The sequence below is a fragment of the Phycicoccus sp. genome, from assembly GCF_035325325.1.
Classification (GTDB): Bacteria; Actinomycetota; Actinomycetes; order Actinomycetales; family Dermatophilaceae; genus Phycicoccus.
This window is the reverse complement of the sequence record NZ_DAOLAC010000013.1, coordinates 3,548-27,233: the sequence shown is the minus strand read 5'-3', so window position 1 is coordinate 27,233 and position 23,686 is coordinate 3,548. Positions and strand designations below refer to the sequence as shown.

Annotated in this window: 55 protein-coding genes and 1 tRNA gene; 4 read left to right on the top strand and 52 right to left on the bottom strand. The window is 72.2% G+C overall.

Features of this window, described 5'->3' with window-relative positions; all coding sequences use genetic code 11:
- Positions 1-78: 78 nt before the first annotated feature.
- From PKA89_RS09945 to PKA89_RS09850, 20 genes are all read right to left on the bottom strand, one after another.
- A tRNA-Met gene (locus tag PKA89_RS09945) sits at positions 79-152 on the bottom strand.
- A gap of 9 nt (positions 153-161) precedes the next feature.
- The gene (locus PKA89_RS09940) at positions 162-614 is read right to left on the bottom strand and encodes an HD domain-containing protein (RefSeq protein ID WP_324419064.1); all 453 of its coding nucleotides are present in this window, start codon (positions 612-614) and stop codon (positions 162-164) included.
- Between the two features lie 49 nt (positions 615-663).
- Entirely contained in the window at positions 664-951 is a 288-nt protein-coding gene (locus PKA89_RS09935; protein WP_324419062.1) for a hypothetical protein, read from the bottom strand.
- A gap of 80 nt (positions 952-1,031) precedes the next feature.
- Positions 1,032-1,544 (bottom strand): hypothetical protein, encoded by a 513-nt coding sequence (locus PKA89_RS09930; protein ID WP_324419060.1) that lies wholly within the window; start codon positions 1,542-1,544, stop codon positions 1,032-1,034.
- 125 nt (positions 1,545-1,669) lie between these two features.
- The gene (locus tag PKA89_RS09925; protein WP_324419058.1) at positions 1,670-1,921 is read right to left on the bottom strand and encodes a hypothetical protein; all 252 of its coding nucleotides are present in this window, start codon (positions 1,919-1,921) and stop codon (positions 1,670-1,672) included.
- A gap of 2 nt (positions 1,922-1,923) precedes the next feature.
- Positions 1,924-2,340, bottom strand: coding sequence for a hypothetical protein (locus PKA89_RS09920; RefSeq protein ID WP_324419056.1), 417 nt, complete (start codon positions 2,338-2,340; stop codon positions 1,924-1,926).
- 63 nt (positions 2,341-2,403) lie between these two features.
- A complete protein-coding gene (locus PKA89_RS09915) occupies positions 2,404-2,583 on the bottom strand; it encodes a DUF1508 domain-containing protein (RefSeq protein ID WP_324419054.1) in 180 nt (59 codons plus the stop codon).
- Entirely contained in the window at positions 2,580-2,951 is a 372-nt protein-coding gene (locus tag PKA89_RS09910; protein WP_324419053.1) for a hypothetical protein, read from the bottom strand. The genes PKA89_RS09915 and PKA89_RS09910 overlap by 4 nt, the downstream gene beginning before the upstream one ends.
- A complete protein-coding gene (locus tag PKA89_RS09905; protein ID WP_324419051.1) occupies positions 2,948-3,988 on the bottom strand; it encodes a phage Gp37/Gp68 family protein in 1,041 nt (346 codons plus the stop codon). Before PKA89_RS09905 ends, PKA89_RS09910 begins: the two co-directional genes overlap by 4 nt.
- Positions 3,981-4,298, bottom strand: a complete 318-nt coding sequence (locus PKA89_RS09900) for a hypothetical protein (protein ID WP_324419049.1) — start codon at positions 4,296-4,298, stop codon at positions 3,981-3,983. The genes PKA89_RS09905 and PKA89_RS09900 overlap by 8 nt, the downstream gene beginning before the upstream one ends.
- Entirely contained in the window at positions 4,291-4,605 is a 315-nt protein-coding gene (locus PKA89_RS09895) for a hypothetical protein (RefSeq protein ID WP_324419047.1), read from the bottom strand. Before PKA89_RS09895 ends, PKA89_RS09900 begins: the two co-directional genes overlap by 8 nt.
- On the bottom strand, positions 4,602-5,054 hold the full coding sequence (locus PKA89_RS09890) for a hypothetical protein (RefSeq protein WP_324419045.1): 453 nt from the start codon (positions 5,052-5,054) through the stop codon (positions 4,602-4,604). The genes PKA89_RS09895 and PKA89_RS09890 overlap by 4 nt, the downstream gene beginning before the upstream one ends.
- Before the next feature lie 29 nt (positions 5,055-5,083).
- A complete protein-coding gene (locus tag PKA89_RS09885) occupies positions 5,084-5,251 on the bottom strand; it encodes a hypothetical protein (protein WP_324419043.1) in 168 nt (55 codons plus the stop codon).
- 164 nt (positions 5,252-5,415) lie between these two features.
- Positions 5,416-5,934, bottom strand: a complete 519-nt coding sequence (locus PKA89_RS09880; RefSeq protein WP_324419042.1) for a hypothetical protein — start codon at positions 5,932-5,934, stop codon at positions 5,416-5,418.
- Positions 5,927-6,127 carry a hypothetical protein gene (locus PKA89_RS09875; RefSeq protein ID WP_324419040.1) on the bottom strand — a complete coding sequence of 67 codons (201 nt, stop codon included), beginning with the start codon at positions 6,125-6,127 and terminating at the stop codon, positions 5,927-5,929. Before PKA89_RS09875 ends, PKA89_RS09880 begins: the two co-directional genes overlap by 8 nt.
- A complete protein-coding gene (locus PKA89_RS09870) occupies positions 6,124-6,579 on the bottom strand; it encodes a hypothetical protein (protein ID WP_324419039.1) in 456 nt (151 codons plus the stop codon). The genes PKA89_RS09875 and PKA89_RS09870 overlap by 4 nt, the downstream gene beginning before the upstream one ends.
- Before the next feature lie 3 nt (positions 6,580-6,582).
- Positions 6,583-6,747 carry a hypothetical protein gene (locus PKA89_RS09865; protein ID WP_324419037.1) on the bottom strand — a complete coding sequence of 55 codons (165 nt, stop codon included), beginning with the start codon at positions 6,745-6,747 and terminating at the stop codon, positions 6,583-6,585.
- Positions 6,741-6,893 carry a hypothetical protein gene (locus PKA89_RS09860; RefSeq protein WP_324419035.1) on the bottom strand — a complete coding sequence of 51 codons (153 nt, stop codon included), beginning with the start codon at positions 6,891-6,893 and terminating at the stop codon, positions 6,741-6,743. The genes PKA89_RS09865 and PKA89_RS09860 overlap by 7 nt, the downstream gene beginning before the upstream one ends.
- Positions 6,890-7,504 carry a hypothetical protein gene (locus PKA89_RS09855; protein WP_324419033.1) on the bottom strand — a complete coding sequence of 205 codons (615 nt, stop codon included), beginning with the start codon at positions 7,502-7,504 and terminating at the stop codon, positions 6,890-6,892. Before PKA89_RS09855 ends, PKA89_RS09860 begins: the two co-directional genes overlap by 4 nt.
- Before the next feature lie 73 nt (positions 7,505-7,577).
- The gene (locus PKA89_RS09850; RefSeq protein ID WP_324419031.1) at positions 7,578-9,164 is read right to left on the bottom strand and encodes a hypothetical protein; all 1,587 of its coding nucleotides are present in this window, start codon (positions 9,162-9,164) and stop codon (positions 7,578-7,580) included.
- Positions 9,165-9,293: 129 nt separating this feature from the next.
- Here PKA89_RS09850 and PKA89_RS09845 point away from each other — a divergent pair, with 129 nt between their 5' ends.
- Genes PKA89_RS09845 through PKA89_RS09830 form a run of 4 tightly spaced genes read left to right on the top strand, consistent with a single transcriptional unit; the run spans position 9,294 to position 10,454 of the window.
- Complete coding sequence (locus PKA89_RS09845) at positions 9,294-9,623, top strand: hypothetical protein (RefSeq protein WP_324419029.1); 330 nt, start codon at positions 9,294-9,296, stop codon at positions 9,621-9,623.
- The gene (locus tag PKA89_RS09840) at positions 9,620-9,841 is read left to right on the top strand and encodes a hypothetical protein (RefSeq protein ID WP_324419027.1); all 222 of its coding nucleotides are present in this window, start codon (positions 9,620-9,622) and stop codon (positions 9,839-9,841) included. The genes PKA89_RS09845 and PKA89_RS09840 overlap by 4 nt, the downstream gene beginning before the upstream one ends.
- Positions 9,835-10,098, top strand: a complete 264-nt coding sequence (locus PKA89_RS09835; RefSeq protein ID WP_324419025.1) for a hypothetical protein — start codon at positions 9,835-9,837, stop codon at positions 10,096-10,098. The genes PKA89_RS09840 and PKA89_RS09835 overlap by 7 nt, the downstream gene beginning before the upstream one ends.
- A complete protein-coding gene (locus tag PKA89_RS09830; protein WP_324419023.1) occupies positions 10,098-10,454 on the top strand; it encodes a hypothetical protein in 357 nt (118 codons plus the stop codon). Before PKA89_RS09835 ends, PKA89_RS09830 begins: the two co-directional genes overlap by 1 nt.
- Here PKA89_RS09830 and PKA89_RS09825 read toward each other — a convergent pair.
- From PKA89_RS09825 to PKA89_RS09670, 32 genes are all read right to left on the bottom strand, one after another.
- Positions 10,424-10,669: a hypothetical protein gene (locus PKA89_RS09825; RefSeq protein WP_324419021.1), complete on the bottom strand. Its 246-nt coding sequence runs from the start codon at positions 10,667-10,669 to the stop codon at positions 10,424-10,426. The genes PKA89_RS09830 and PKA89_RS09825 overlap by 31 nt on opposite strands.
- A gap of 160 nt (positions 10,670-10,829) precedes the next feature.
- Positions 10,830-11,168 carry a hypothetical protein gene (locus PKA89_RS09820; protein ID WP_324419019.1) on the bottom strand — a complete coding sequence of 113 codons (339 nt, stop codon included), beginning with the start codon at positions 11,166-11,168 and terminating at the stop codon, positions 10,830-10,832.
- 184 nt (positions 11,169-11,352) lie between these two features.
- Complete coding sequence (locus PKA89_RS09815; protein WP_324419017.1) at positions 11,353-11,517, bottom strand: hypothetical protein; 165 nt, start codon at positions 11,515-11,517, stop codon at positions 11,353-11,355.
- Positions 11,514-11,918, bottom strand: a complete 405-nt coding sequence (locus PKA89_RS09810) for a hypothetical protein (protein WP_324419015.1) — start codon at positions 11,916-11,918, stop codon at positions 11,514-11,516. Before PKA89_RS09810 ends, PKA89_RS09815 begins: the two co-directional genes overlap by 4 nt.
- Complete coding sequence (locus tag PKA89_RS09805) at positions 11,915-12,463, bottom strand: DUF1643 domain-containing protein (protein WP_324419013.1); 549 nt, start codon at positions 12,461-12,463, stop codon at positions 11,915-11,917. Before PKA89_RS09805 ends, PKA89_RS09810 begins: the two co-directional genes overlap by 4 nt.
- Positions 12,460-13,125, bottom strand: a complete 666-nt coding sequence (locus PKA89_RS09800) for a MazG-like family protein (protein WP_324419011.1) — start codon at positions 13,123-13,125, stop codon at positions 12,460-12,462. The genes PKA89_RS09805 and PKA89_RS09800 overlap by 4 nt, the downstream gene beginning before the upstream one ends.
- The gene (locus PKA89_RS09795) at positions 13,122-13,556 is read right to left on the bottom strand and encodes a hypothetical protein (RefSeq protein WP_324419009.1); all 435 of its coding nucleotides are present in this window, start codon (positions 13,554-13,556) and stop codon (positions 13,122-13,124) included. The genes PKA89_RS09800 and PKA89_RS09795 overlap by 4 nt, the downstream gene beginning before the upstream one ends.
- The gene (locus PKA89_RS09790) at positions 13,553-13,966 is read right to left on the bottom strand and encodes an HIT family protein (RefSeq protein ID WP_324419007.1); all 414 of its coding nucleotides are present in this window, start codon (positions 13,964-13,966) and stop codon (positions 13,553-13,555) included. The genes PKA89_RS09795 and PKA89_RS09790 overlap by 4 nt, the downstream gene beginning before the upstream one ends.
- A complete protein-coding gene (locus PKA89_RS09785; protein WP_324419005.1) occupies positions 13,963-14,163 on the bottom strand; it encodes a hypothetical protein in 201 nt (66 codons plus the stop codon). Before PKA89_RS09785 ends, PKA89_RS09790 begins: the two co-directional genes overlap by 4 nt.
- Complete coding sequence (locus PKA89_RS09780; RefSeq protein WP_324419003.1) at positions 14,163-14,402, bottom strand: hypothetical protein; 240 nt, start codon at positions 14,400-14,402, stop codon at positions 14,163-14,165. The genes PKA89_RS09785 and PKA89_RS09780 overlap by 1 nt, the downstream gene beginning before the upstream one ends.
- Positions 14,399-14,857 carry a hypothetical protein gene (locus PKA89_RS09775; RefSeq protein WP_324419001.1) on the bottom strand — a complete coding sequence of 153 codons (459 nt, stop codon included), beginning with the start codon at positions 14,855-14,857 and terminating at the stop codon, positions 14,399-14,401. The genes PKA89_RS09780 and PKA89_RS09775 overlap by 4 nt, the downstream gene beginning before the upstream one ends.
- Complete coding sequence (locus PKA89_RS09770) at positions 14,854-15,165, bottom strand: hypothetical protein (RefSeq protein ID WP_324418999.1); 312 nt, start codon at positions 15,163-15,165, stop codon at positions 14,854-14,856. The genes PKA89_RS09775 and PKA89_RS09770 overlap by 4 nt, the downstream gene beginning before the upstream one ends.
- The gene (locus PKA89_RS09765; protein WP_324418997.1) at positions 15,162-15,539 is read right to left on the bottom strand and encodes a hypothetical protein; all 378 of its coding nucleotides are present in this window, start codon (positions 15,537-15,539) and stop codon (positions 15,162-15,164) included. The genes PKA89_RS09770 and PKA89_RS09765 overlap by 4 nt, the downstream gene beginning before the upstream one ends.
- Entirely contained in the window at positions 15,536-15,889 is a 354-nt protein-coding gene (locus PKA89_RS09760; protein WP_324418995.1) for a hypothetical protein, read from the bottom strand. Before PKA89_RS09760 ends, PKA89_RS09765 begins: the two co-directional genes overlap by 4 nt.
- Positions 15,886-16,155: a hypothetical protein gene (locus tag PKA89_RS09755; RefSeq protein WP_324418993.1), complete on the bottom strand. Its 270-nt coding sequence runs from the start codon at positions 16,153-16,155 to the stop codon at positions 15,886-15,888. Before PKA89_RS09755 ends, PKA89_RS09760 begins: the two co-directional genes overlap by 4 nt.
- Before the next feature lie 3 nt (positions 16,156-16,158).
- Positions 16,159-16,554 (bottom strand): hypothetical protein, encoded by a 396-nt coding sequence (locus PKA89_RS09750; protein ID WP_324418991.1) that lies wholly within the window; start codon positions 16,552-16,554, stop codon positions 16,159-16,161.
- A complete protein-coding gene (locus PKA89_RS09745) occupies positions 16,551-16,808 on the bottom strand; it encodes a hypothetical protein (RefSeq protein WP_324418989.1) in 258 nt (85 codons plus the stop codon). The genes PKA89_RS09750 and PKA89_RS09745 overlap by 4 nt, the downstream gene beginning before the upstream one ends.
- 164 nt (positions 16,809-16,972) lie before the next feature.
- The gene (locus tag PKA89_RS09740; protein ID WP_324418987.1) at positions 16,973-17,230 is read right to left on the bottom strand and encodes a hypothetical protein; all 258 of its coding nucleotides are present in this window, start codon (positions 17,228-17,230) and stop codon (positions 16,973-16,975) included.
- A gap of 93 nt (positions 17,231-17,323) precedes the next feature.
- Positions 17,324-17,638: a hypothetical protein gene (locus PKA89_RS09735; RefSeq protein WP_324418985.1), complete on the bottom strand. Its 315-nt coding sequence runs from the start codon at positions 17,636-17,638 to the stop codon at positions 17,324-17,326.
- A gap of 2 nt (positions 17,639-17,640) precedes the next feature.
- Positions 17,641-18,237, bottom strand: a complete 597-nt coding sequence (locus PKA89_RS09730) for a hypothetical protein (RefSeq protein WP_324418983.1) — start codon at positions 18,235-18,237, stop codon at positions 17,641-17,643.
- A gap of 58 nt (positions 18,238-18,295) precedes the next feature.
- Complete coding sequence (locus PKA89_RS09725) at positions 18,296-18,670, bottom strand: hypothetical protein (protein ID WP_324418981.1); 375 nt, start codon at positions 18,668-18,670, stop codon at positions 18,296-18,298.
- On the bottom strand, positions 18,667-18,912 hold the full coding sequence (locus tag PKA89_RS09720; protein WP_324418979.1) for a hypothetical protein: 246 nt from the start codon (positions 18,910-18,912) through the stop codon (positions 18,667-18,669). The genes PKA89_RS09725 and PKA89_RS09720 overlap by 4 nt, the downstream gene beginning before the upstream one ends.
- A gap of 35 nt (positions 18,913-18,947) precedes the next feature.
- Positions 18,948-19,589, bottom strand: coding sequence for a hypothetical protein (locus PKA89_RS09715; protein ID WP_324418977.1), 642 nt, complete (start codon positions 19,587-19,589; stop codon positions 18,948-18,950).
- Positions 19,586-19,903, bottom strand: coding sequence for a hypothetical protein (locus PKA89_RS09710; RefSeq protein WP_324418976.1), 318 nt, complete (start codon positions 19,901-19,903; stop codon positions 19,586-19,588). The genes PKA89_RS09715 and PKA89_RS09710 overlap by 4 nt, the downstream gene beginning before the upstream one ends.
- Positions 19,900-20,397 (bottom strand): hypothetical protein, encoded by a 498-nt coding sequence (locus PKA89_RS09705; protein WP_324418974.1) that lies wholly within the window; start codon positions 20,395-20,397, stop codon positions 19,900-19,902. Before PKA89_RS09705 ends, PKA89_RS09710 begins: the two co-directional genes overlap by 4 nt.
- On the bottom strand, positions 20,390-20,722 hold the full coding sequence (locus tag PKA89_RS09700) for a hypothetical protein (protein WP_324418972.1): 333 nt from the start codon (positions 20,720-20,722) through the stop codon (positions 20,390-20,392). Before PKA89_RS09700 ends, PKA89_RS09705 begins: the two co-directional genes overlap by 8 nt.
- Positions 20,719-21,411 (bottom strand): hypothetical protein, encoded by a 693-nt coding sequence (locus PKA89_RS09695; protein WP_324418970.1) that lies wholly within the window; start codon positions 21,409-21,411, stop codon positions 20,719-20,721. Before PKA89_RS09695 ends, PKA89_RS09700 begins: the two co-directional genes overlap by 4 nt.
- Positions 21,408-21,677 carry a hypothetical protein gene (locus PKA89_RS09690; RefSeq protein ID WP_324418968.1) on the bottom strand — a complete coding sequence of 90 codons (270 nt, stop codon included), beginning with the start codon at positions 21,675-21,677 and terminating at the stop codon, positions 21,408-21,410. The genes PKA89_RS09695 and PKA89_RS09690 overlap by 4 nt, the downstream gene beginning before the upstream one ends.
- Positions 21,674-21,994: a hypothetical protein gene (locus tag PKA89_RS09685; RefSeq protein WP_324418966.1), complete on the bottom strand. Its 321-nt coding sequence runs from the start codon at positions 21,992-21,994 to the stop codon at positions 21,674-21,676. Before PKA89_RS09685 ends, PKA89_RS09690 begins: the two co-directional genes overlap by 4 nt.
- On the bottom strand, positions 21,991-22,437 hold the full coding sequence (locus tag PKA89_RS09680; RefSeq protein WP_324418964.1) for a hypothetical protein: 447 nt from the start codon (positions 22,435-22,437) through the stop codon (positions 21,991-21,993). The genes PKA89_RS09685 and PKA89_RS09680 overlap by 4 nt, the downstream gene beginning before the upstream one ends.
- A 51-nt stretch (positions 22,438-22,488) precedes the next feature.
- Positions 22,489-22,707, bottom strand: a complete 219-nt coding sequence (locus PKA89_RS09675; protein ID WP_324418962.1) for a hypothetical protein — start codon at positions 22,705-22,707, stop codon at positions 22,489-22,491.
- Positions 22,707-23,111, bottom strand: a complete 405-nt coding sequence (locus PKA89_RS09670) for a hypothetical protein (protein WP_324418961.1) — start codon at positions 23,109-23,111, stop codon at positions 22,707-22,709. The genes PKA89_RS09675 and PKA89_RS09670 overlap by 1 nt, the downstream gene beginning before the upstream one ends.
- Positions 23,112-23,686: the final 575 nt, after the last annotated feature.

The following is a 23,686-nucleotide window of genomic DNA, read 5'->3' as shown; positions in this document are numbered from 1 at the left end:
CGACCCCGCCGCGGCTCATCATGCACGAGAAGCGGCGCCCGTGGGGATGCCTCCCTACGGACGCCGCTCCTGACTCGGTTGCGGTGGCCGGATTTGAACCGACGACCTCCGGAGTATGAGTCCGACGAGCTACCGAGCTGCTCCACACCGCGCGGTGCAGCCTACAGGAGGAGCGCGGCGCGGTCGCGGGCGTACTTCGTCTCCAGCCGGGCCCGGTCGCCCTCGGGGAGGACGGCGAGCCGGGCGGGGTCGGAGTTGTCCGCAATGTCGGCGAGCTTGACGAGCACGGCGCCCGGCCCGGCGGCGCGGATCCGCGCAACGTAGTCGGCGCGCGGCTCGTTCCGGACGTGGGTCAGGGCGTGGACGAGCTCGACGACCGGGGCGGGGTAGCCCCAGTTCGCGAGGTGCCCGATGGTCAGGCGCGTGTCCTCGACGAGGTCGTGGAGCCACGCGACGGCGATCAGGTCCGGGCGGTCCGGGCGCTGCTCGGCGACGCGACGGGCGACGCGGGCGAGGTGGCCGAAGTACGGCTCCCCGGCCTTGTCGACCTGCTCGCCATGGGCCTCGTACGCGAGGGTCTGCGCGGCGAACGCGAGGTGGCGGGGCATGGGCATCTGGGTCTCCTTCCGGGGGCTGGTGGCGCCCCGGCGGATCCGAGGTGCCCTACGAGGCGGCTGCGTAGATGGACTGGGTGGCGTTCTGGCGGGCGAGGTGCTTTTCGCCCACCCAGCCGAGGACCATGTCGCCGTCGTCGACGTAGACGATGCGGGTGCCCTCGGGGTACCGGAAGCCGCAGCACGCGCAGTCGCCTGCGTACTGGGCAGTGATGGTGGCTCCGATGACCGGGCGGTCGATCATCGTGGTGTCGTGGACGGCCCGCGACTCAGCGATGCAGTCGGGGCAGTACGCGGCGGTTCCGCCGTGCTCGCACCGCTCGAACTCTGCGCTCATGTATATGAGCATCGCACAGGGGGGTGACAACCGTCCAGAGAGAAACACCGGAAGGCGCGTCAAGCCCCTGACTGCGGCGGTCAGAGGTGGGACTTCAGCGCGAGGAGGTCCGCAAACTGGCGCTGGATCTCGCGGCGTCCCTGCTGGCGGAAGTGCTCAGCCACCGAGTCCGGGATGACGAGCTCGAACGCGCCACCATCCGTGATGGCGACGTCGTCGGCGGTGAACTGGTAGAGGTAGCCGCCGCTGCCGGGAGTCCCGATCTTCGCCCGGACCGTCCGGACCGATGCCGAGACGTGCGGCGGGCGCGGTGGCCCCTCGATGAGTTCCTGCACCCGCTGGGTGGTGAGGGCGAGCGGGTTGGCCGTGACCCACGTCGCGATGCGGTCGTTGACGTACCGCTCGGGCGTCAAGTCGCCCAGAATCGCGGGGCCGAAGAGCTCGGCCAGCTCGACGAGCCGGGCGGCCCGTGCGTCGATGGCCGCCTTCGCTTCGTCGTCTGGGCGGTAGCCGTACTTCATCGAGCGGGTGACGAACCCCTGCTCGGCCAGAAGACGGTTGAACTCCTCGCCGCGCTTCGCGGTGGCAGCCATGGTCGTGCTCCTTCACTTCGGGGTACTTCGGGGTTGGACGGGTCCACGGTAGCGCGCCACAGCGGGAATGCGCGGGGCCCTCGACCACTACCCGGTCGAGGGCCCCGCAGCTCGTGCGCGCCGGGTCAGAAGGGCGGCTCGTCGTTCTCCTCGGGGATGGGCCCACCGAGGCGGTCGAGCGCGATCCGCAGCTCCGACAGGGCGCGCTCGTCCCGGTCGATCCGCGCCTGCTCCTCCTCGATCTCTGCCGTGCGCTCGCGGAGCCTCTCGCGGCGAGCCTCGATCGACTGGTTGATGCCCTCGCCTTCGAGCACGGCGATCTCGCGCATGAGCGCGAGACGAGGAGCGTTGGCGGGGTCCTCGTGGGGGCTGGTCATGGTCAGGCACTCCCCTTCGCCGTGGCGCGGCAGGCGTCGGCCTTCTCGTTGTAGGCCGACACGAGGTCGTCCATGCCGAGGCTGTTCAGCTTGGTGGTCTCCTTCTCGGCGACGGCGGTGATCCGGTCGATCTCGTCGACGTCTCCGGCGAGGATCGCGTCGATGAGGTTGGGGATCTCGCCGAGGACGTTGGCGGCGCTGGTGAGGCCCTTGCCTCCGGCGCCGCTGACCTTCTCGCCCGCGTCGAGGGCGTCGAGGCAGACCTGCGGGACGACCTCGACGTCTCGGGTCTCCGCCTTGGGGGTGGCGGTGACGGTGACGGTGGGCGCCGGGGCGGCGAACTCGCCTGTCTTTGCGGCGCCGCCGCAGCCGGTGAGCGCGAGCGTGCCCATGGCGGCGACGATGAGGAGCTTCTTCATGGTGGGTTCCGTTCTCTCGGTTCGGTTCTCGCTCTAACTTGGTTGCGCTGGCCCGGTGTCGGGTCAGAGCTCGTCGCGGATGGTCGCGAAGAGGATGCGGGACTTCAGGGTCCGCGCGGCCCGGCGGGCGTTGGCGTTGGAGTCGTACGTCTCGGTGGTGGCGAGGATCTCGCGGTTGGTGTCCTCGATGGTGATGTAGGGCCCTCCGAGGCCCCGCTTGATCCGGATGATGGTGCGCTTCACGTGCTCGTCCTCTCGGTGTGGCTGGCGGGGACTTCCCACCAGTGGAAGGTGGTCTCGTGGACGTTGACGTAGCCGTCGTCGTCCTCGGAAGGCAGGTACGACGCCATCTGCAAGCCGGGGGCGAACCGCCACACGGCCTCCTTCTGCTCGTCCCACGTCGGGTACCGGCCGGGCTGCGGGTCGTCCCCGTTGGTGCGGTGGCTGATGGACACGTGCGTCAGGAACGGCCCGCCGGGCTCGTGCTGCTCGCGGGTGCGGATCACGGTCAGGTGCGTGCCGGGCTCGGCCTCGCGCATCCACGACCGCACGCCGGGGCACGCCGCCACGAGGGCGCCGGAGCTGACCGGGACGCGCCGCCACGAGCTCACGGCGCGACGATCTTGGTTGCGGGGTAGCCGTCGTGGGTGACGCCGTCGAGCTCACGTCCGGCAGCCTTCTTCCCGACGCGCTTGATAAGCTCGCCGACCGGAGTCGTGGACCCCGAGGGGAAGCGGTCGGAGCTGTACTCGATCTTCGAGGTGAAGAAGCCGCGCGGGGTGAAGCCGACTGCGCCGTCGGTGTCGGCTGGCACGGGGGCCCACTCGCCCCATTGCTTGAACAGGAACGCGACCCCGGCAGCGGTGCACTGGTCGCGCAGCGACCGCGCCCAGTCGGGGTGCATCGGCCGGGCGCCGGGGCCGGACTCGCCGCCCGCGATGACCCAGTCCAGCGCGTCAGGGCGACGTCCGCACTCGACCTCGACGTCGAGCCATCGCGTGAGGTCGACCGGGCCGAGGAGGGGCTCGGCGGAGAGGAACCGGACCGCGGCCGGGGTCTGGAGGAGCGCGGGGATCCGGAGGTCGGCGCGGGTCTGGTCCTCGACGGTGACGCCGACCCAGACGTTCGGCAGCGGCCACGCGAACGCGTCGCCCTTGGGGAACGATGGCACCTTGCCGGGGTGCTCGGCGAGCCACCGGTTGCGCATGTTCCACGCGACGTTCCGCACGACGTCCTCGAACGTCAGGGGCCCGCTGGGGCCGTCGATGACGCACGGGTTGGTCAGGAGGGACCGCAGGCGCCCGTGGCGCTTCGTGAGGAGCTGGAAGGTGTGCCGGGGCGCGAGCGCCATCACGGCGAAGACCTCGGCGATGAACTCGTCGGGGATGTCGTCGTGGAAGAGGTCGCTCAGCGAGTTCACGAAGACCCGGCGCGGGCGGGTCCAGCGGAGGGGCTGGTCGAGCCGGTCCGGGTGGAGGAGCACGCCGGTCGAGCCGCCGACGCCTTCCTTGTGGAAGGCGCGCCCGTTCATCCGGAACGGCGGGGTCCGGTCGATGTAGCAGTGGTCGCAGCCGGGGGAGACGCGGGTGCAGCCGGTGGCCGGGTTCCACGTCGCGTCGGTCCACTCGATGTTCGTGCCGTCACCCATCGGTGCATCCCTTCTGGTTGCGCTCCAGCTCGGCGAGGAGGCTGTCGCGGGCGTCGTTGAACCACTGCTCGTCGCCCCAGATCATGGCGCTGGGGTGGGCGAGCTTGACGTGGCGGACAGCGAGCTGGCGGAGCTGGGGGAGGTCGTGCTCGGCGCCGCGCTGCGTCCAGCGGGGCCGAGCGAGGTACTCGTGGAGCGGCTCGGGCACACCGACCTCGAAGACGGCGATCCGGGCGCGCCAGCGGGGGCGCCACGGCGCGATGCCGGTGCACTCGCGGGTGCCGGAGCGGAGGGCAATCCGGTCAGCCACGGCGGGCTGCCTGAGCGAGCCGGACGCGACGGTCGTTGAGGAGCTCGATCATCTGCTGTTCGAGCTCGTGGGCGCGGTACATGAGGACGCAGGCGCCGACGCCGCCGCACTCGTCGCGGTTGGGGTGCACGAGGTCGTGCCCGTTCTCCAGCGCCTCCCACTCGCGGACGACCTCGTCGAAGTCCCACCCGTACGGGGAGGAGAGGTCGTTGATGGTCGCACTCCCGGCGGAGATCCGGGAGGCACGCTTGCTGAGCTCCTCGATCCGCGCGTGGCGGTCGCTCTCGCTGCGGATGTGGCCGATCATCGACCGAGGTCCTTGCCGGTGATGGCGCGCTCCCACACGTAGGAGTCCTCCTCGCAGAGGACGGTGACGCGCTCCTCGCCGTCGACGACGACGTAGACGACGTCGCAGGCCTCGAACGAGGCCGACTCGCGCTCCCGGCCGTAGGAGTCCTCGGTGGTGTGGAGGGTCACCCCGACGGCAGCGCCCTCGTAGGTCGTTTTGCCGTCGATGATGGACCGCTCGCGGGCACCGGCGCAGGCGTCACCGAGGTCGCAGGAGGCGCCCTCGTAGTCGAGGAGCTCGGCGACGCGCTCGAAGAGCGGCCGGGGGAGGTCGGTGAAGTGGCCGGGCAGCTCGCCGGGTCCGTTGGGCGTCAGGCTGCGGGGGTCGGCGTGGAGGTCGACCCAGAGCACGTTGCCGGGCGCGGTGTGGATCATCGGGTGCATGGTGCGGGTTCCAATCTCGCTCATGTCAAGGGACTATACACGGTGGCCCCGGGTCAACGGGATGGGTCGACGTGGATGGACCAGCGGACCGGCTCGGGGGCCTCGTGGTGGTACCGGTACTGCTCCATGCCGTACATCGTGGCGAGCGTCCACAGCGTGACGGCGTGCGCCTGTTCGAGGACGGCGTGCACCGTGTCGAGGTCGAGCTCGCCAACGAGCACGAGCCGCCGTGGGCCGAACTGACACCGATCGGCGATGAGCCCACCGGGGTACGCCCACTGCGCCTGACGGACTCGCTCCTCCTGCGTCTTTCGTGTCCACCACCGGCGCTGGAACGGTCTGTCAGGGAGCTGGACGTCGCAGGCGGACCGGTACCGGTGGATCGTCATGGAGACGGGTTGACGGGGATGACGCGGGGCCCGTCGCGCAGGAGGCGGAGGACCTGCTCGGTGGTGCCCAGCCACTCGGGGTCTTGCCCGAGCCACGCAAGCTCGTCGGCCATCCCGCTGCGCACGATGAGCCGGGCCTCCTCGGCGATGTCGTCGAGGCTGGGACGGAACTCGGCGGCGGGCCTGCGGTAGGTGCCGATGAAGATGACGGTCTCGTCCGGGCCGGGCCCGAGCGGAGGGATCTGCGCAACGTAGACGTGCCCGTCGGGCATGGCCGACGCGAGGTGCACCCGCACCCCGGTGAGAGCGGCAACCGGCACGCCGAGGACGTCCGCGACGCGCGCGTCGTACTGACGGGCCGCGGTGCGCACGAGGTTCTCGAAGGAGTTCTGGGCGGCGTCGGAGGCGCGGGCGAGCACCCGGAGCGCCTCACTCACCTCGTCGAGGATGTTCGGCTTCGGCATGAGGTCCTCGCGGCTGATCGCGACCGGCGCGAAGCGGAACGGCTCAACCACGACGGCTCCTCTCCAGAGCGGCGTACCCGGTCACGAGCGCGGCGTACGCGTCGACGAGGATGTACCGGCCGGTGGCGTCCTGCTGAAGGTGGGGCGGGGTGTGCGGTGGCTGCTCAGCCCGCCGCGCGAGCTCGGCCTCGACCTCGGCGACGGTGTCGGCGAGCCGCTTGGTTGCGTACTGGAGCTGGCTCACGGCTCGGTGCTCTCCTTCGGCTTCGGGTTGAGGCGGGCGTCGAGCTCGTCGAGGGCCCGCTCGACGTGGTCGAGGGCGTCAGCGATGACCCGGCGGCGATACCCGAGGGGGACGATCCCGAGGGCGTCGTTGGTCTCGACGAACCCGCTGAGGGACCAGTCGAGCTCACCCGGGTGCTCGTACAGGGTGCGGGCCTCGTCGAGGGCGCGGCGGACCCGCGCGAGCTGCCGCTGGAGCACGACGTCAGGGTCGATGCCGGAGTCCTTGACGACCTGCCACGCGACGATGTCAGTCGCGGACTCCAGCACGGACAGGGCTCGCTCCCCGTCGCCGACGTCCCAGTTGAGCTCGATCTGGAGGTCCGGGGTGGTGATGACGTCCCGGCCGTCGCCGTCACGGACGGTCGTGGACGAGACGGCGTGGTCGAGGTGAGCGCGGGTTCTGGCGACCATGGGTCAGCTCCTCCGGGTGGCGCGCAGCACGCGCCGGGACGACGGCACGGTCCGAGGGTGCATCACCTTCGGCCGGTCGTGGTGGACGGGTTGGTTGCGCGGGCGCAGCGACATCCCGGCGAGGACGCCGAGGACGAACACGGCGGCGGCGGTCAGGGCGATCACCACGGCCAGATCCTCACTCCGTTGCGTCGCGCGCGGGCCTGCCGCTGCTCGGCCGTCGGGTGGTAGACGCGCATCCGGTCGGGGTAGCGGTGGTGGGGGCAGTCGGGCGAGCACACCGGCCCGGCGGGCTGCCGCTTCGAGCGGGTCACCGACCCAGCCGGTCCCGCGGCGGCTCAGCGGCGGCGGAGACACCGGCGAGGAGGTCGTCGTGGATGGGGTAGAGCCTGTCGGCGAGGGACAGGAGGAGGTCACGGATCGCGCCCGCCTGCGCCGCAGCCTTCAGCGGGCTCCGGAGGCGGGCGTTCACGAGGCTGGTGCGCAGGTTCGTGGCGCCGGTGGAGCCGTGGTTGACGGTGTCGGCAACGGCGTAGGCGATGCGCTGGAGCTGCTCGATCGGGTCATCACGGTCCTTGGTCATGGCGCGCTTCTCCAGCTCGGTGCCGATGTAGAGGAGGGCCTCGATGGCGAGGTCGAGACGCTCGCGCCACAGCTCCTCGACGTCGTCGACCTCCTGCTGGATCGCGGTGCGCTGGTTGCGGCGGGCCTCCTCTCGCAGCGTCCCGGCGAAGTTCTCGATCGCGGCGCGGTCGCTGAGGACGACGGACTTCACGTCCACGGGGTCGTCGACGCTCTTGTCGACCCCGTTCTTCGCCTTGCCGAACTCCATGAGGCGGCGGATGACGGTGTGGGTGTCGAGCTCGGTGCTCGCATGGGCGCGGTCCTTGACGGGCTGGTAGACGACGTGGTCGATCTTGGTCACGGTGGTGTCCCTTCCGACGGGGGTTGGGCCCCGGGGCGCCCGCTTGGTTGCGGGCGCCCCGGGGCGGGGTGGGTCAGCCGAGGCGCGTGCCGCGGCGGGGGCGGTGCGCGTACGCGAGCCCGAGCACGCCGAGCGCGATGAGCGCCGCACCGGTGAGGCCTCCGTAGAGGAGGGTGTCCGAGCCGGTCTGCGCCAGCATCGGCGGGTTCTTCACCGGCGGGGCAGCGGCGGGCGGGGTGCCGCCGGAACCCGGCGGGGTCGGCGTCGGCGTCGGCGTCGGGGTCGGGGTGGGCGGGCACTCCTCGACCGTGGCGTCACGCGTGGTCACGCTGTCGGTGACCCACCCGCTCCACTCGCCCCACACGACGGCGTTGTCCTCGCCGTAGTACGCGGAGCGGCTGCGGGAGTCGTGGTACGTGGCGACGGTGCCGCCCTCGTCGGTGCAGACCGGGGACTGCGGGACGTCACGGGTCTCGACCTCGTCGGCCGGGAGCTGCGGGCACTCCTCGGTCGTCGCGTCGCGGGTGCCGTCGCTGTCCTCGACCTTCTCCCACTCCGACCACTCGCCCCACACGATCTCGTGGTCGACCCACGAGGCCTCGCGGTGGCGGGACTCGGTCCACGTCGGGACGACGCCGTCGGCGCAGACCGGGGTGCCCTCGGCGGGGCGGGTCTCGGTCTGGGCGTCGGGCAGCTCACCGGCGGGGCACTCCTCGCTGGTGGCGTCGCGGGTGCTGTCGGACTCGGGGACCTTGGTCCAGTCGGTCCAGTCGCCCCAGACGAGCTCACGGCCCTCGTAGTGGGCCTCGCGGCTGCGCTGCTCGGTCCACGTCGGCACGGTGCCGCCGCCGTCGGGGTAGCAGACGGGCTCACCGGCGCCGGGCCGGGTCTCGACCTGCGGCTCGGGCAGCGGCGGGTTCGGGCACTCCTGAACGGTCGCCGGGCGGGAGTCGCTGGAGACGACGGTCCACGGGCCCCACGCGCCGGGCACCCACCGCTTGCCGTCCCACGTCGGGGCGTCCTGCGTGCGGGACTGGTGCTCGGTCGTGACGGTGAGCTCCTCGCAGTTCGGCGGGAGGGTGACGTCGCGCGTCTGGGTCTCGCGGTCGGGCGCGCTCTGGCAGCCGGTCGCGATGAGGGAGAGGTCGCCCTGCGCGGGCCACGAGAACGTCTTCCCGTTCTTGGTGAACGACCCGGAGGGGTAGATGTCGGTGCCGTGGTCGACGTGGCCGGACTGGTAGAACGCGAAGACGCTGGTGTCGATGACGTTGCCGTTGTGGCAGAACTCGATCTTCTTGTCGACGCCGGTGGTCTCCCCGCAGGGGCCGACGTCGCCGGTGTAGGTGCGGTCGTAGGCGTTCGACTTCGAGTCGAAGACGACCTTCCACCCGTGGATCTCGCCGTCCTGCGGCGGGGTCGCCGAGGCGTTGAGCTTGCCGTCGTTCCCGGCCTTGTCGTCGGCGACCTTGGCGCCGTCGATGTAGACGGTGACGGTGTCGCCCTTCTCGTAGGCGGTGCCGGAGCCGGTGACGGCCTGACACGTGCCGGAGGCGCTCGGGGTGTGGGCCGAGCCCGGCCCGGCGGTCACGATGACGGCGGCGCCCGCGAGGGGGATCGCGAGAGCCGTCGCGGTGAGCGCCGCGGTGAGCCTGTTCTTCATGGGGTTCCCTTCGCTCTGGGTTGCTCAGATGGTTGAGCGACGCTCACGGTAGCGCGCATCCGGGGTCCGTGGGGATGGATTGCGTCAAGTTGCTTGACTGCGCGTGTCAAGGGGCTTTACTCTGGACCCATGAACGACACGCAGCCCACCACCGCCCTCTACGTCAACTCCTACTCCGAGGCCCTCGACATCCTCGCCACGAGCGTCCGGCTCATGCTCGACCACACCCCCGGCCTCAGCATCTACGACGCCGTCCTCCGGGTCGCCGCCTCCACCGTCGAAGAGGGCGACCTCGCCGCCGCCCGGTGCGGGCGCTGGGCCGCGGAGACCACCACCGCGCAGATCGAGAACGCGCTCTTCATGGCCGTCGTCGCCGAGGACGTCATCGACGGCACGGTCGCCCGCCCGTCCGTCGGCAACATCCGCAACGCGCTCATCCACCGGGCGGCGCGGGCATGAGCACGGCGACGAACTCCGAGCTGACCGCCCACCTCAGCTTCGACGAGGTGATGCGACTGGGGATGAACGATCTCCACTGCACGCGTTGCAAGGCTGTTCCCGGCGAGCCGTGCCGCAGCCGTAGCGGCGAAGAGGTCGGCGAGCCCCACAAGGCACGCGTGGACGCCTACTGGGCCGCGGCGGCGGACGCGAAGCTGCGCGAGGACGCGGGATGTTGACCACGGCCACGGTCGGTCCCGAGCTCGTCGGGAAGGTCGCGCGGCTGCGGAAGTGGCGCACGGGCGCCTCCCCGGTCCAGCGGGTCCGCGTGACCCGCATCATCGACCTCGGCTGGGAGGACGGCAGGGTCATGGTCGTCGGCGATCTGCTGTACTCGCCGAGCAACACCGCGTACGGTCCCCGGGACTCGCGCGGCGTCTTCACCTCGCTCGCCTACGTGCCGGGCGAGACCGTCGAGACCGAGGAGGGGTCCTGATGCGCGGGGCGTGCTCGTTCTGCCGGAAGCGTCGCGAGCTGGTGCCGATCGGCCGGTACGGCGGCGGCACCTACCGGCGCGGTGGCCGGACCTACTGGGGCGGGATCTGCGAGGAGGACGCGCTCCGGCTCGCGGTGTCCGGGTGGGGGCAGTCGTCGTCGTCGCGCTACTCGGTGTCGGGCCTGCGGTCCGCGGTCGAGACGTTCTCCGGGTGGTCACGGGAGCGGACGGAAGAGTTCCTCACCGACCAGAACCGGAAGCACTGGGAGGTCCTGAACGCGCGGGAGCACCCGTGGCAGTCCGGGCACTACGACCCGTGGCCGGACTACGTTGCGGCGAAGGGCTCCGAGGGCTGACCCTCGCGAGCTGCGGCGACGACCTTGGCCCGGGCGTGGCGGGTGAAGTGGAAGCCGCTGCACTCGTCGCAGCCGTACACGGCCCACGTCGGTCCCGGCTCGCCGCCGTCGGCCCACGCGAGGCCGGTGGCGAAGTTCGCGGCGAGCTGCGCCGACAGGAACGACTTCTTCCCGTCGCACGTCCGGGCGCGCCACGGCAGGAGCGGCGGGTTCACGCGAGGCCCCGGTCGGCGAGCCCGATGAGGCCGACGCGCTCCAGTTCGGGGCGGCACCGCCACGAGTGGTTGGAGTACCGCTGTGGCGCGAGGATCCCGATGAACGTGACCCCGCAGCCCCGGCACGTGTGGTGCTGGAGCTGAGCGCGCGCCCTCGCCGTCACGACCGCTTCGGCCTGAGCTGCCCGAGCTCGGCGCGGCAGGCGCGCAGGTCGTGCTCGGCGTGGTTCGCGCGGATGGTCGCGGCCGACAGCTCGGCGGCGAGGAGGACGACCTTGTCGTCGACGGGCCCGAGGACGGCGGCAGCGATCTCCTCATTGACGTGCTGCTCGAACCGGGCGCCGCGGGAGCCGATGCCGCCGGGCTCCAGCTCGTCGGGCTCGTACCGGGCGCGGTAGCCGCACTCGCAGGCGAGGTCGGCGGTGCCGTCGGCTACCTCGCGGTGGGTTCGGCGGGTGTGGGCGACGCGCTCGGTCGCTTCGGCGTGGAGGTCGGTCATGACGTCCATCCTCACCCTCCCGGGGTACGTGTGCGCCCGTAGAGCCGGTCAACGCTCGCGTCGATCCGGGCGATGTGGGTGTCGGTGACGCGGCCGGACGCGGCCCGGCAGGGCTCGTCGGCCGCGGCCTTGCACCGCGGGCAGGGGACGCCGTACCGGGCTGACGGGGCGGACGATGCCATGGTCAGCTCTCCTCGGGAGTTGGTTGCGGGTGCTCGTCGCGGAGGTGGTGGGCCCGGTCGCGGTAGGCCTGCGAGCGATCGCTGCCGCGGTGCTCGCCCTCGACGCCGCACGAGCACATGAACATCCAGCCGCCGGTGCGGTGCTGGGTGACGGTGGTGTACGTCACGGCCCGGTGCACGTGACGGTGTCGTCGACGGTCATCCGGTCGGTCATGGGCAGCTCGAACGGGGACCGGCCGCAGCACGGGGTGACGAACTCGCCGTCGGGCGGGCAGGCGTGGACGGTGACGTCGGCGACGAGGTCGGCCAGCGCCATCCGAGCCTGCTCCTCAGCGGCGGCGCGGCGGCGGGCGAGCTCACCGATCAGGCCGTCAGTCAGGTGCGGGTTCGCCTTCGGGTCGGACGAGCCGCCGATCCCGAGCCAGTGCTCCCAGAGCGCGAACGTGGCGCGCTCGCGCTCGGTCTCGGACCGGGCCGCGGACCACGACCAGAGGACGACGACGTCCTCAGCCGCGTTCAGGCGGGCTTCAAGCTGGGCTCGGGTCAGGGCGGAGTAGTCGCGGCTCACTGGAAGATCCCCTTCGGGCGGTACGGCTCGGGCTGGAGGTCGGCGCGCAGGTACAGCGGGTGACCGGGCGCGCCGACGGCGGTAACGGACAGGGCGGTGACGACGTCGCCGTCGGCGAGCTCGAAGAAGCGGCGGACGCGGTCGAGGCGGGCGTGGACGCCCCACGCGGCGACGACGAGCCCGGCGTGCTCGACCTCGTCGCGGATCGCGTCGTCGTTGCCGGGGCCGACGATGTCGTAGCCGAGGGTCTCGGCTGCCCACATCGACGGCGGCTTGGTTGCGCGGTAGGCGTAGAGGTTGACGACGTGCATGGCGCTGAAGCCCCAGCCGCGGGCGTACCCGATGCAGCGGCGGATCGTGGGGTCGTCCTGCCGGTGGTCGGCGATCGAGGGGTTGAGCATCACGAACACGACGGGCGCGCCGGGGCCCCACCGGCGGGTGAGGCGGTACCGGTGCAGCGGCGGGTTGCCTTCGTCGCCGAACACGGCGCCGCGCTCGATCCCGTCGCCGCGGTCGGGCACCTCGATGGGCAGGAGGTCGCTCACGGGGTGATCCCGGCTCGGCGCGCGACGTGCGCGATGTGGTCGTGGAGGGCGGGCAGCGCCATCCCGGCGTTGCCGTGGCGGTGCTCCCACGCCCCGAGCGCGCAGAGCGCGACGTCGAGGAGCTCGTAGTCGACGTCGCCGGGCTGGTGGGTGACGCCCTTGCGGGGGTTCTCCCCGATCGAGCCGCCGAACGCGCCGATGACCTCGCCGAACTCCTCCCCGACCTTGGCGATGCGGCGCCAGTCCGCGGCCTCGGGGGACAGGTCGATCGGGTAACTGTCGTCGATGTACTGGGACAGGCGCGCGATCAGCTCGCCCGGTGTGGGGCGACCGGAGCCGGGCGTGGAGGTGACCGCCCCTACGCCCGGCTCAACGGTGCCCTCGGACCCCGCGTCCTCACCGATCGGGGAAGGTACCGGCTCGGCGGGGGAGGTGTGGGGGAGCTCGACCCGGCCTGCGGCGGCGCGGGCGGCGTCGATCGCGCGACCGAGAGCTCCGACGAGGTCGCGCGGGTCGTCCGTTCGCGTGGCGTGGCCGCTGGTCGCGCAGGGGCACGCGCCGATCGCGTCCTCGCCGGAGTCCATCGACGTTCCGTCGCAGTTGCCGTGCTTCCCGGCGCGGCACTCCGGGCACGGCAGGTCCGCAACGAAGTCGCTGCTCATGCGTTGCCCCGGGTGTGCTGGTGGCGCGACTCCCACGCGGCCAGCGTGGCGCGGCCGATGCCGGTGTTCGGCTGATCCTCGTGGTGGCCGCGGTTGCAGTGGGCGCGGAGCCACTCGCGCCCGTCGTCGCCGGGGAACGGCTCCCGGCGGGCGACGTACCACGGCGACGTGAACAGCACGCCGAGCTGGGCGTCCTTGGGCAGGTGGATCCCGGCGCGCGGGTCGCTGTAGCGGGCAGTCCACGTCGCCTTCCCGTCGCGGTACCGGCGGACGTACTGCCCGCCGAACGAGCCGCCCCACCGGTCGACGTGGAGCTCGGCGCGGATGTGCGCGGCGGCGAGCTGGTAGTCGTCGGTGCCGAGGACGAGGAGCCCGGACAAGGTCTGGACGATCTTCAGCTCGGGCTTGGTTGCGGTCGTCGTCTCGCTCACGACGGGCCTCCTTCGGGTGTGGGGAGCCACGGCCACCGCGACGGTAGCCCATCGTCGGGGCCGCGTGGGATGACGTGGATGTGGAGGTGCTTGACGGACTGGGTTGCGGGCTTCCCGATCGAGGTGAGGATGTTCGCGGCGCCGGGGGAGAGCTGGTCGGCGATGGTCGAGGCGTACCACATGGTGTCAGCGGTGACCTTGGGGTCGGTGGTGGCGTCGTCGACGTGGACCTTGGGGACGACGAGGAGGTGCCCGGGCGCGTGCGGCCCGTGGGGGACGAACGCGATCGCTCGGGTGCCGCGGAACACGACGTCGGCGAGCTCGGCGCCGTCGACGATGCGGCAGAACACGCACGCCGCGCGCGCAGCATCGACCGGGGGCGGAGCATCGGCTCCGAGGGGCTTCCTCATCGGTCACAGGCTCCTTCGGGGTGGGTGAGCCAGCACGTCGTGCACACGGGGTGCGCGGCGGCGAGCGGGTCGCGGGCGACGGGGCAGCCGTCGTGGATGGCGCCGTCGTCGGTCATGACGATCGGGTCGCCGGGGCGGATCATGGCGTCGCAGTCGGGCAGGGCGCACCCGGTGAGGTACATCGCGAGGCGGGCCATCACCACCCCCGGCGGGGGACGGGCACGTACACGACCCGCGGCGGCGGCTCGGTGATGACGATGTTCGCGATGACCGCCCCGCCACCGGGGACAGGCAGCGCCCGGCCACCGGTGACGCGCTCGGACGGCCGGTCGAGCGCGGCCTCGATCAGGTCCGCGGCCCGGGTGCGGGAGAGGATCCCGCCGGGGTTGGTTGCGCGGAGCTCGGCGATCAGCTCACGGACGTGGGCGTCGCTCACGAGGACCTCCAGACGCGCCGCCACCACGGCGGCGGGACGGGGGGCAGGACGGCGCCGGTGGGCTCGTAGTGGACGTGGGTGGCGGGGATCAGCCCGCGGTGGCGCTCGACCTTGGTGACGCGCACGAGGCGGTAGTTCGCGCGGTGGCGGCGCCCGACCCGCAGGTAGGGGTTGCTCGGGTAGCCGAGGGCGATGAGGTCGCCGGGCTCGGGATGGTCGTCGAAGAGCGGGTACCACGACACGCTGAGGTACCCGGGGCCGTCGCCGACGCGGCCCCAGACCCGGCCGGGCTCGTGGACCCATCCGTCGTCGGGGTGCGCGAGCTTGATCCCGAGCTGGCGCAGGTAGTCGCGCCACCCGGCCTGAGCGTTCTCGTGCATCCCGAGGATCAGGGCGTAGAGCTCGGTCGCCGCGGCGGTGGTCGTGCGCGTGCCGTCCGCATGGGTGAAAGTCACTGGTCCCACTTCCGTCCGTAGAGCCGCTGGCGGCACCAGCCCTCGCAGCCCCAGTAGACGCCGACGTCGTCGTGGTTGACATGGCCGCGGTGCCGGAAGGTGACGATGCACCAGACCCGGTGGAGGGTCTCGAAGAGCATCCGCTTCCTGCGGTCGCTGCGGGGCTGGGCTGGGCCCCGGACGGCGTGGATGACGAGGACGGGCAGGAGGCACACGTAGAGGTGGAAGCCGTCCGGGCGGCGGTCCCAGAACAGGCCGACCCAGAGGTCTCTCGGCTCGAAGACGAACCGGGCGCGCCAGCGGGTCACGACGCGGGCTTCCGGCTCTGCCACTCGCGCAGGAACTCGGCCGCGGTGTCGGGCGCGTACTTGCGCATCGCGTCGTACCACGACCACCCGTCGATCGGCGGCAGGCCCTCGACGCCGACGTACTCGACGGTGTGCCGGATCGCCTCGGTGAGCTCGTGCACGGCGCGCTCGTAGGAGACGAGCGGGACGGAGCCTGCCGGGGCCTCGCCGGGGGCGTACCTGCCGTCGCGGCCGGGCTTGCCGCAGTGGGGGCGCCCGAGGGCGCGGAGCACGAGCCGCGCGAGGGGGCCGTGTTCCTCCTGCCAGCCGATGGGCTCGGCGGGCACCCACCGCTTCAGGTGCTCATCGAAGACGAGCGGTCGGTTCTGGGTCATCGGGGGACGTCCTTCCATTCGGTGGTGAGGCGACGCTGGAGCGTGTCGTCGTCGAAGAGCTGCACGGTGGACCGGTCACGCTGGGGCACGCCGAAGCCGCTGGTGCCGTAGACGCCTGCGCTGTTCGGGTTGCGCCACCGCCACTCCTCGTGGGGCGCGTCGCCGCCCCAGAGCTGCTCGGCGACTTCGTTGCGCGCGGCGGGGTCGGCGAGGAGGTCGCGCAGGAACCGGGGCCCGTCGAACCACGCGTGGAGGCTGGGCGCGGCGTGCAGCTCGCGGTCGCGGCACTCGGGGCCTTCGGGGCAGGTCTGGTCGTGGAGCGCGCGGGCGGCGGCTGCGGCGAGGGTCACGGTCGTCCTTCCGAGGGGAGGCGCGGGTCGCCGTCGCGGCCTTCTCCGAGCCAGCGGGCGATGTCGTCGTCGGTCTCGCGTTTCGCCTGCTGCGCGGTCCGGCGCAGGGCGAGGGTGTGCGCGGCGGCGGCGATGAGGTCGAGGAGCTGGGACTCGGTGAGGCGGATCTCGGTGACGCGACCGGCGGGGGTCTGGAGCTCCAGCACGGGCACGAGGGTGCGGGTGTGGGTGAGCCGGACGAGCCGGTGGCGAGACGTCGGGGCCATGGGTCAGCCCTCCGCGCGTAGCGGCCGGAGGGGGCCCCACTTCTTCTCGACGTGCTCGCGGGGGAACGGGCGGGTCTCGTGACTGTGCATGAGCCCGTCGTCGCCCTCGCGCCAGATGTCGTTGTGGCGGTCGAGCCAGCCGACCACGTCCGTCGCGTCGAGCGCGTCTCGCAGGTCGCTAGCGCATCCCTCGGCGAAGGCTCGGGCGGTCACGGTGCCGGGGGTGCGGTGCTGCCCGAGCCGGTCCTCGATGGTGGTCTCCCATCGCTGCGGCAGGTCCCGAAGCCGCTGGCGGAGAGCGGCGGTGGTGCGTGCCTGCGCGGCGAGCCACTGAAGCTCCACCGTGGGGATCCGGTAGCCCTGCTCGGCGTCGTGGAGGACGTCCTCGATGGCCCTCACTGGAGCACCGTCCTCCAGCTCTCGGGGAGCTCGGCGCCGGTCCAGTCTCGGCCGTCGCGGTCGGTCCACGTCGTGCGGTCGAAGGTCGCGGCGTCGATCGTGGCTGCGGCGGTGGCGAGCTGCGCGTGGACCGCGGCCTGCGCGAGCATCGCGTCGAACATCCCGACCGGGGTCATGCTCCCGGCCCTGTCGGCGAGCTCGGCGATCTGCGCCATGATCTCGTCGGCGCGGCGGTAGTGGGCGGGTCCGTCCATGGTGGGTCGCTCCTTCGTGCTGGGTTCCGCGGCCCATCATGCCCGCTCGGGTGGGTGAGCGGGGATGGGTGTCCTGAGCACGCGGGAGGCCGGGCCCCCGACGGCGAGAAGGGGACCCGGCCTCGACCGGGGGCGGCTGGCTCGACAGCTCCCGGGGTGGAACCTTACTCGGCGACGTCGTCGAACGTGATCGCGACCTCGGCCCCGAGACGCTGCTCGAACCACGGCAGCGCGGGCCCGTTCACGGTCATCTTGATCTCGCCGGACGGGGTGGAGGAGGCCCACTCCTTGTTGTCCTCGCCGCGGGTGACGGGGCGGAGGATCACCTCCCCGAACGGGGCGGGGTCTGCGTAGCCGGGGCGGCTCGTGCCGTGGGCGTAGCGGGTGGACTGCGCAACGTAGAACTTCGCTCGGACAGCCATCATCGTCTCCAGATTCGGTTGGGGGGTGACACCGTGCGGTGCACCTATGACGTGGTGGCTGCGAGGGGACGGTCATGTCCAACCCGACCACGATCAGGGTACGACGGGCCGGTCGCTTCGGGGGGTCAGGGTGAGGGTCACGAGGTCGGCGTGCCAGTCGTTGACCTCGGCGTCGACGCTGGTGACGTGGAGGAGGCGCCAGCGACTCGCGTGGCCGTCGATCGCGCGGCGCATGTGCCGCTGCGGCAGCTCGGGGTCGGCGTAGAGGTCGTCGCGGTGGAAGGTCCGCACGAGCGGCGTGGTGCGGTCGCGGTACCGGCGCCACCGCTCGGGCCCGACCCGGGGGCGCCGCGGCTGGGCGGGCACGGCCCGGCCGAACGCGTCGGAGACCACGGAGGCCCTGCGCATCGTCAGCTCTCCGGGGGCTTGGTTGCGATCGCAGCGTTGGCCCACATCACGGCCTCACGGACGGCATCGCACGCCCGGCCGCGGTCCGGGCCTGCCGGGGCGTGGCGGAGGATCGCGTCGGCGAGGAGGCGCCCCATGCGACGGATCTCCTCGTACTGGGTGACCTGCTCGCCGGTGGGCGGGTGGTACGTGAAGACGCGGTCGATGTACTCCTTGCGGGCGGTGTCCTCGGCCTCGCGGGCGTCCTCTTCCTCTTCGAGGCGGGCGTCGCACGGCGCCTCAGCGGTGCACGAGTGTCCAGCCCCATCGCCGGGGGGGAACGTGCTCCAGACCTTCGCGCCGGGACGGCGGATCAGGATTTGCCCGGGCCCAAGGCGGCAGTCGCTCTTCACGTCGATGCCGCCGTGCCAGTCCGGTGCCCGCTTCGCACGCTCGGTCAGGCACTCCTCCTCGTCGTGGTGCAGCTCGACCGGGAAGGGGTACTCGCCGCCGCACTCGACGCACACGGCAGTCGTCGGCCGGGCGGCGCCGGGCGCCGGGTCGCCGTCGACCTTGGGGAGGGCTGCCGGGGGTTCGCTCTGGCTCTCGGTGCTGGACAAGGTGGGGCTCCTCGGGGGTTGGTATCGCGACGCGCGACACGCGCCACGGTAGCTGCGGTCAGGGCTCGGCGGGGATGTCCCACTCGGCCCGCAGCTCGTCGAGCTGCTCGCGGGTGACCTCTGATGTCCGGGCGAGGGTGCGGAGGTCGCCGGACGCGATCGCGGTGACGGTGCCGTCGTCCTCGACCCGGCCGACGTAGCTGAACATGCCGTCGCCGACGTCGACGACGACGTCGATCAGGGTGCCCTCGACGGTGGGGACGTCGGCGAGCTCGACGCGGCGTCCGTCGAGGAAGATCGCGGCCCGGACCTCCCGCTCGGCGTGGCCGGGGCAGTCGGCGTCGCTGGTGGCGAACCCTTCAGCGGCGCAGTCGGGGCAGGGGGTGCGAGCGTCGCGCTCGGCGTCCCATGCGCGGTCTTCGGCGGTGCTCATGGCGTCTCCAGCTCCTTCGGCATCCGGTCCTCGGGTCGCTTCCCGACGCCGATGAACGCCATGACCGCGCCGTGGCAGTCGAAGCACAGCTTGACCTCGGACCACATCGGGTTCGGTTCCGCGCGCTTGGCGTAGCGGATGGTGGTCACACCGACGAGGAGGCGGGTGGCGATGGCCGTCTCGGTGACGGACCGGATGAGCGCCCCGAGGAAGGCCCAGTCGGTCCGCTCGTGGTGCTTCACCAGTGACCCGCCGCAGCGGTAGCAGGTTTCGCCCATCACGCACCTGCCTCGTCCGTGTCGGTGTCCGTGGGCGCGGACGGGACAGCGGCGTCGAGGGCGCGGTAGGGGTTCTCGGGCAGGGACTCGCCCTGCACCAGCCGGGCGACCTTCATCGCCTGCGCACCCTCGTCCCACGCTGTGGCGACCTGCCGCTGGAGGGCGTCAGCGCGGGCCTCCGCAGCCTCGGCCTGCCGGTGGCTTGCGTCGCGCTCGGCCTCAACCTCGCCACGCTCTGCCGCTTCGATCCGGGCGTCGGACTGGTCGAGTGCCTCGGCCGTGTCGTCGAGTAGTCGCGTTTGTTCGAGGTAGCCCTCCCGCAGCCGCTCGTTCTCGGCCTCCAGGTCGGGGACGCGCAGCCCGGCACGAGCCAGCGCGACGAGGGCGAACGTCTCCTGCGGGGTGATCGTCGTCTCGGACAGGCGCATGGCCAGCCGGTCGATCTTGCCGCCCTCGACCCACGGGCAGAGGTCGTGGTGACCGGCACGGTTCGTCTGCGCACGCGAGCAGGTGCAGAACCCGAGCGCCTCGGCCAGCGCGCGGATGATGTCGAACTTCCGCGCCCGCGCCTCGATCGCGTCGAGGGTGGCCGCGTCCACGTCGGGGGCGGGCTGGCGCGTGGACCGGTCAGCGGCGGTCATCGGTCCCACCGCCCGGGCGTGACGATCTCGTGACCGCACGCGAGCCGCACGACGTGGACGGGTCGGGCCTGCTCCTCGAACCCGATCTGGTGGTCGAACTCCTCCTCGACGGTCTGCGGGGCACAACACTCGGGGCAGACGGATGAGCCGTCGCCATGCTCCGGGCATCCGGGGTCGCGATCCCACAGTGAGTTGGGCTCGATGCCGCCGCCGTGGCCGTACGACGCGCCCGACAGCCACGTCTCGGGCGGGGTCATCTGGCAGGTACAGGTGGTGTGGTCGTGCCCGGTGGTGGGCGTCTGGTCGGTGCTCATGACCACTCCTGTCGGTAGCCGGGGCGGCGGTTGAACGCGGTCGCGACGACGCGGAGCGCGGCGTCGGCGGTGCGCTGCTCGGGCAGGCTCCCGGCCTGCCGGGTAGCCCGCACGAGCTGGATCAGCTCGGCGATCGCCCACCGCAGCTCGACCGCGACGTCGGCGATGCCCTCATCGAGCTGGTAGGCGAGCCAGTCGATCAGGTCGGGCGGGTTGGTTGCGGGGTCGGCCGCGGCGACGATCGCTCGGGCTCCGGCGGGGCAGCGGGTCAGGATCGAGACCCCGCAGGCGCAGTCGCGGGCGTGGAGGACGCGCGCGGCTTCGGTGACCATCGGGTCGGCTCCGGCGGACAGGGTGAGGACCTCGGCGCGTGCCTTCGCCTCGTGGTCGGCTCGGCAGTCGCCGCAGAGGGCGGGCCCGCCGCAGCGGGCGACGACCTTGTCTGGGCGGGGGAAGATGTGGCCGTGGCCGCTGTTGCGGAGGTTCTCAGGCATCGAGGCGGTCTCCTCGGGTGACGGGGCGGATGACGGTCGCTTCGGCGTGGACCATCTTCACGGAGTGCAGCTCGCACGCGTAGACGATGTCGTCGGGGGCGGCACCGAGGATCTCGATGACGGCGTCGCGGCGGCAGCGGGCGCCGCCGTCGTCGATGAGGGTGAACTCGCGGGTGGCGAACTCCTGCCCGCGGTAGCGGTAGATGAACCAGACGGACCGGAACAGGGTCGCGAGGGTCCCGGCGCGGCGGTGTCCGGCGACGGTGGCCGACGCGACGAGGTTGGGGTGGGTGGTGACGTGCTGGCAGAGGTGGATCGTCCTCACGGGGGGCTCCCGGGGGCGAGGCGCCACTCGCGGTGGAGCGCGACGAGGGTCGCGTCCTCCTGTCGGCACGAGACGAAGCGGCTGGCGGGCCCGTCGTTGTCGGCGGGCGGCTCGTAGCGGAGGAACGTGGCGACTTGGCGGGTGAGGCCGTCGAGCTGGACGCCGTCGTTGAGGATCTGGCGCTCGGACATCGTGAGGAACGCGTCGAGGGCGGCGGGGTCGTCGCGCCAGATGGCGATGGGGATGAAGTCGCGCTGGGCGTAGTGGCGGGGGCTGTCCGGGACGGCGACCGGAGGGGGTGTCTCCGTCCCGGACAGCGTGGGGCCCGCCACGGGGGAGGCGGGTGGCTCGGTGGCGGGGCAGATCTCGACGATCCGGATGTGGCGGTCAGGGGAGGACTCGCGGTGTCCGCCCCACTCGGCGGGGCGCGCGGTGAGGAGCTCGATGTACTCCTCGACCTGCTCGGCGTCGAGGCGTGGGTTGAAGGTCGCGGTCAGCTCGGCGTCGATCCGGCCGTCTGGGCGGAGCTCGGCAGTGACGACACTGACGACCCTCCCGATCGGCTGGGACCAGTCGTGCGCGATGAGGAGCTTGGGTTGGTTGCGCTTCCCGAGGTCCTCGACGGTGGCCGGGGTGAACGGCCGGTGGGTGATCGGCTCCAGCGTGACGCGGAAGGTACGGGGGGTCATCGGGGTCCTCTCCCGGGGGCGGGCCACCAGACGCAGGCGGCGGAGACGACGTCGTCGGCTTCGTCGGAGGCGACGTCGATGGTGAGCGTGACGGTGTCGCCGGTCTCGTCGTCGATGTCGAGGACGGTGGCGGTGCCGATCTCGCGCTTGCCGCCGCTCCCGTCGGGCAGGGTCAGGGGGACGGTCTTCCCTCGCTGGGAGTCGAACGCTCCGGGCGCGAAGACGGACCCGATCGGGGCGGCGTAGGTGAACCGGTGGATGGTCATGCGGGGCGCTCCAGCTTGACCTCGCCGCGCCCGGACGCGGTGGCGCCGCAGCGGGTGCACGCGCCGGTGTAGGACCACGCGACGCTGTCGAGGTCAGGGGTCTCGAACTCCCAGTCCTCGCGGAACGTGCGGGTGTGCTGGGCGTTGCCGACGGTGTCGAGCTGGTTCTGGAGCTCGGTGATGAGGTCGCGCTTCGCCTCGTAGAGGTCGACGGGGACCTTCCCGTAGGCGGCGGCGAGCTCGGTCTTCAGCTCGGCGATCTTGGTTGCGAGCCCGGCCACGCAGGCGGGGCACACGCTGTACCGGTCGGCGCTCATCGGGTCCTCACGAGGTTCAGGTCGCGGAAGGTCAGCGAGCTGAAGGTGACGGTGACGGTGTCGTCGCTGACCTCGATGGTGTGCCGGGGCAGGACCGAGGGGCTGCCGTCGGGCCTGACGACGTGGAGGTCGGTGACGCTCACCGGGCGGTCGCTGTCGCGGATGACGTAGGTGCACGTGTCCACCCCGGCGGGGATGGTGTACAGCACCTCCACGTCGGAGTGCGAGCTGCTGACGGGCTGGTCGTCCGGGGGGTACTGGTCGCCGTGGACCGCGGTGAGGATCCCCGCGGCCTCGACGTACAGCTCGCGCACGCCGGTCGCGACCTGCCGGGCGAGGAACGCCGGGTTCCCGCCGGTCGGCTGCGGGCGGTGACGGACGAGCTCGTGCCGAGACCCGTCGTCGAGGACGACGGTGAGCACGACCTGCGTGATGGCGGTCATCTGGGGTTCGCTCCTTCGTTGCGCTCGGGTTCCTGAGCGCCGCTCACGCTACTACCCATCCCGGCGGAACGGGGATGCCTCCCCCGGGCCCGGCGGGACCAGCAACCACGACAGCGCCCGCGACCACGGCAGCACGAGGTAGAGCACCACCGGCGCGAGCACGATCAGCACCCACCGCTCCGGCCGCGAGAACGCCAGCACGCCCAGCACGAACACCGCCCACCGCTCGTGCACGACCGGCTTCCGCAACCAACCCAGCACCCGGCGCATCACCCGGCGTCCTCATCCATGACCTCAGCGTCCACCGGCGCCGACCCGTCATCCGGCCCGGCCTCCAGCTCCGCTGGCTCCGGCCGCGACGCAGCCCACGCCTGAAGGTTCGTCACCAGCCGCTCGATCCCCGACTGACCCAGAGCCCCACCCACGTCGCCACCAGCCGCCCGAGCACCCTCCACCGTCGGCTCGATCGAGTCCGACGCACTGAGCGCGAGCGTCTGCCGCTTCCCGAACTCCGCCGGAGCCTGACGCTCCAGAAGGAACGCCGACGCACGCCAGTCCGGCAGCGCCCACTCCTTCTCCTCCTCGATCGTCCCGTCCCGCAGCGTCCGCACGACGTGCTTCTTCAGCATCCCGCCCTTCGCGACCCGCGTGACGTTCCCGACGTGGAACGCCATCCCGCGGGCGCGCGCACGTGTCGCCGCCTCGCGGAACTCGCGGTACGGGGCGTCGTCGGGGTGTTCGGATTCGCCTTGGGTGAGCCAGCGGTAGATGGTGGTGGGGGTGATGCCGACGGTGGCGGCGGCGATGTTGATGGGGGTGCCGAGGGCGAGGGCGTCGAGGATGGGTTGGGCGATGTCGGGGTTGGTGACGAGGAGGGGGTCGTGGGGGGTGTGGGGGGGGGGTGGGGGTTTTTGTTGGGGGTGGGGCAGCGGTTGGCGGTTTGGGCGTTGCAGCGGGGGCAGGGGGCGGCGAGGTCTTCGGGGGTTTCGTCGCGGGCGCGGGTCTTGGGTTTGGCGGCGCGGTCGTGTGCTCGGTTGCCTGTGCGGCGCTCGGTTGGTTGTGCGGTGCCGCGCTTGCCCTGTGCCATGGGGTTCCTCCCGGGTCAGCGGTCGGGTCGGTGGGTGAGGCGGTAGATCCCGACGGCTGTGATGAGGGTAGCTGCGGCGCCGATGGGCTTGGGGGGGAGGCCGGTGTGGCGGGGGGCGGGGCTGGAAGGGGAGGGGGGGGGGGGGGGGCCCGTTGGTGGGGG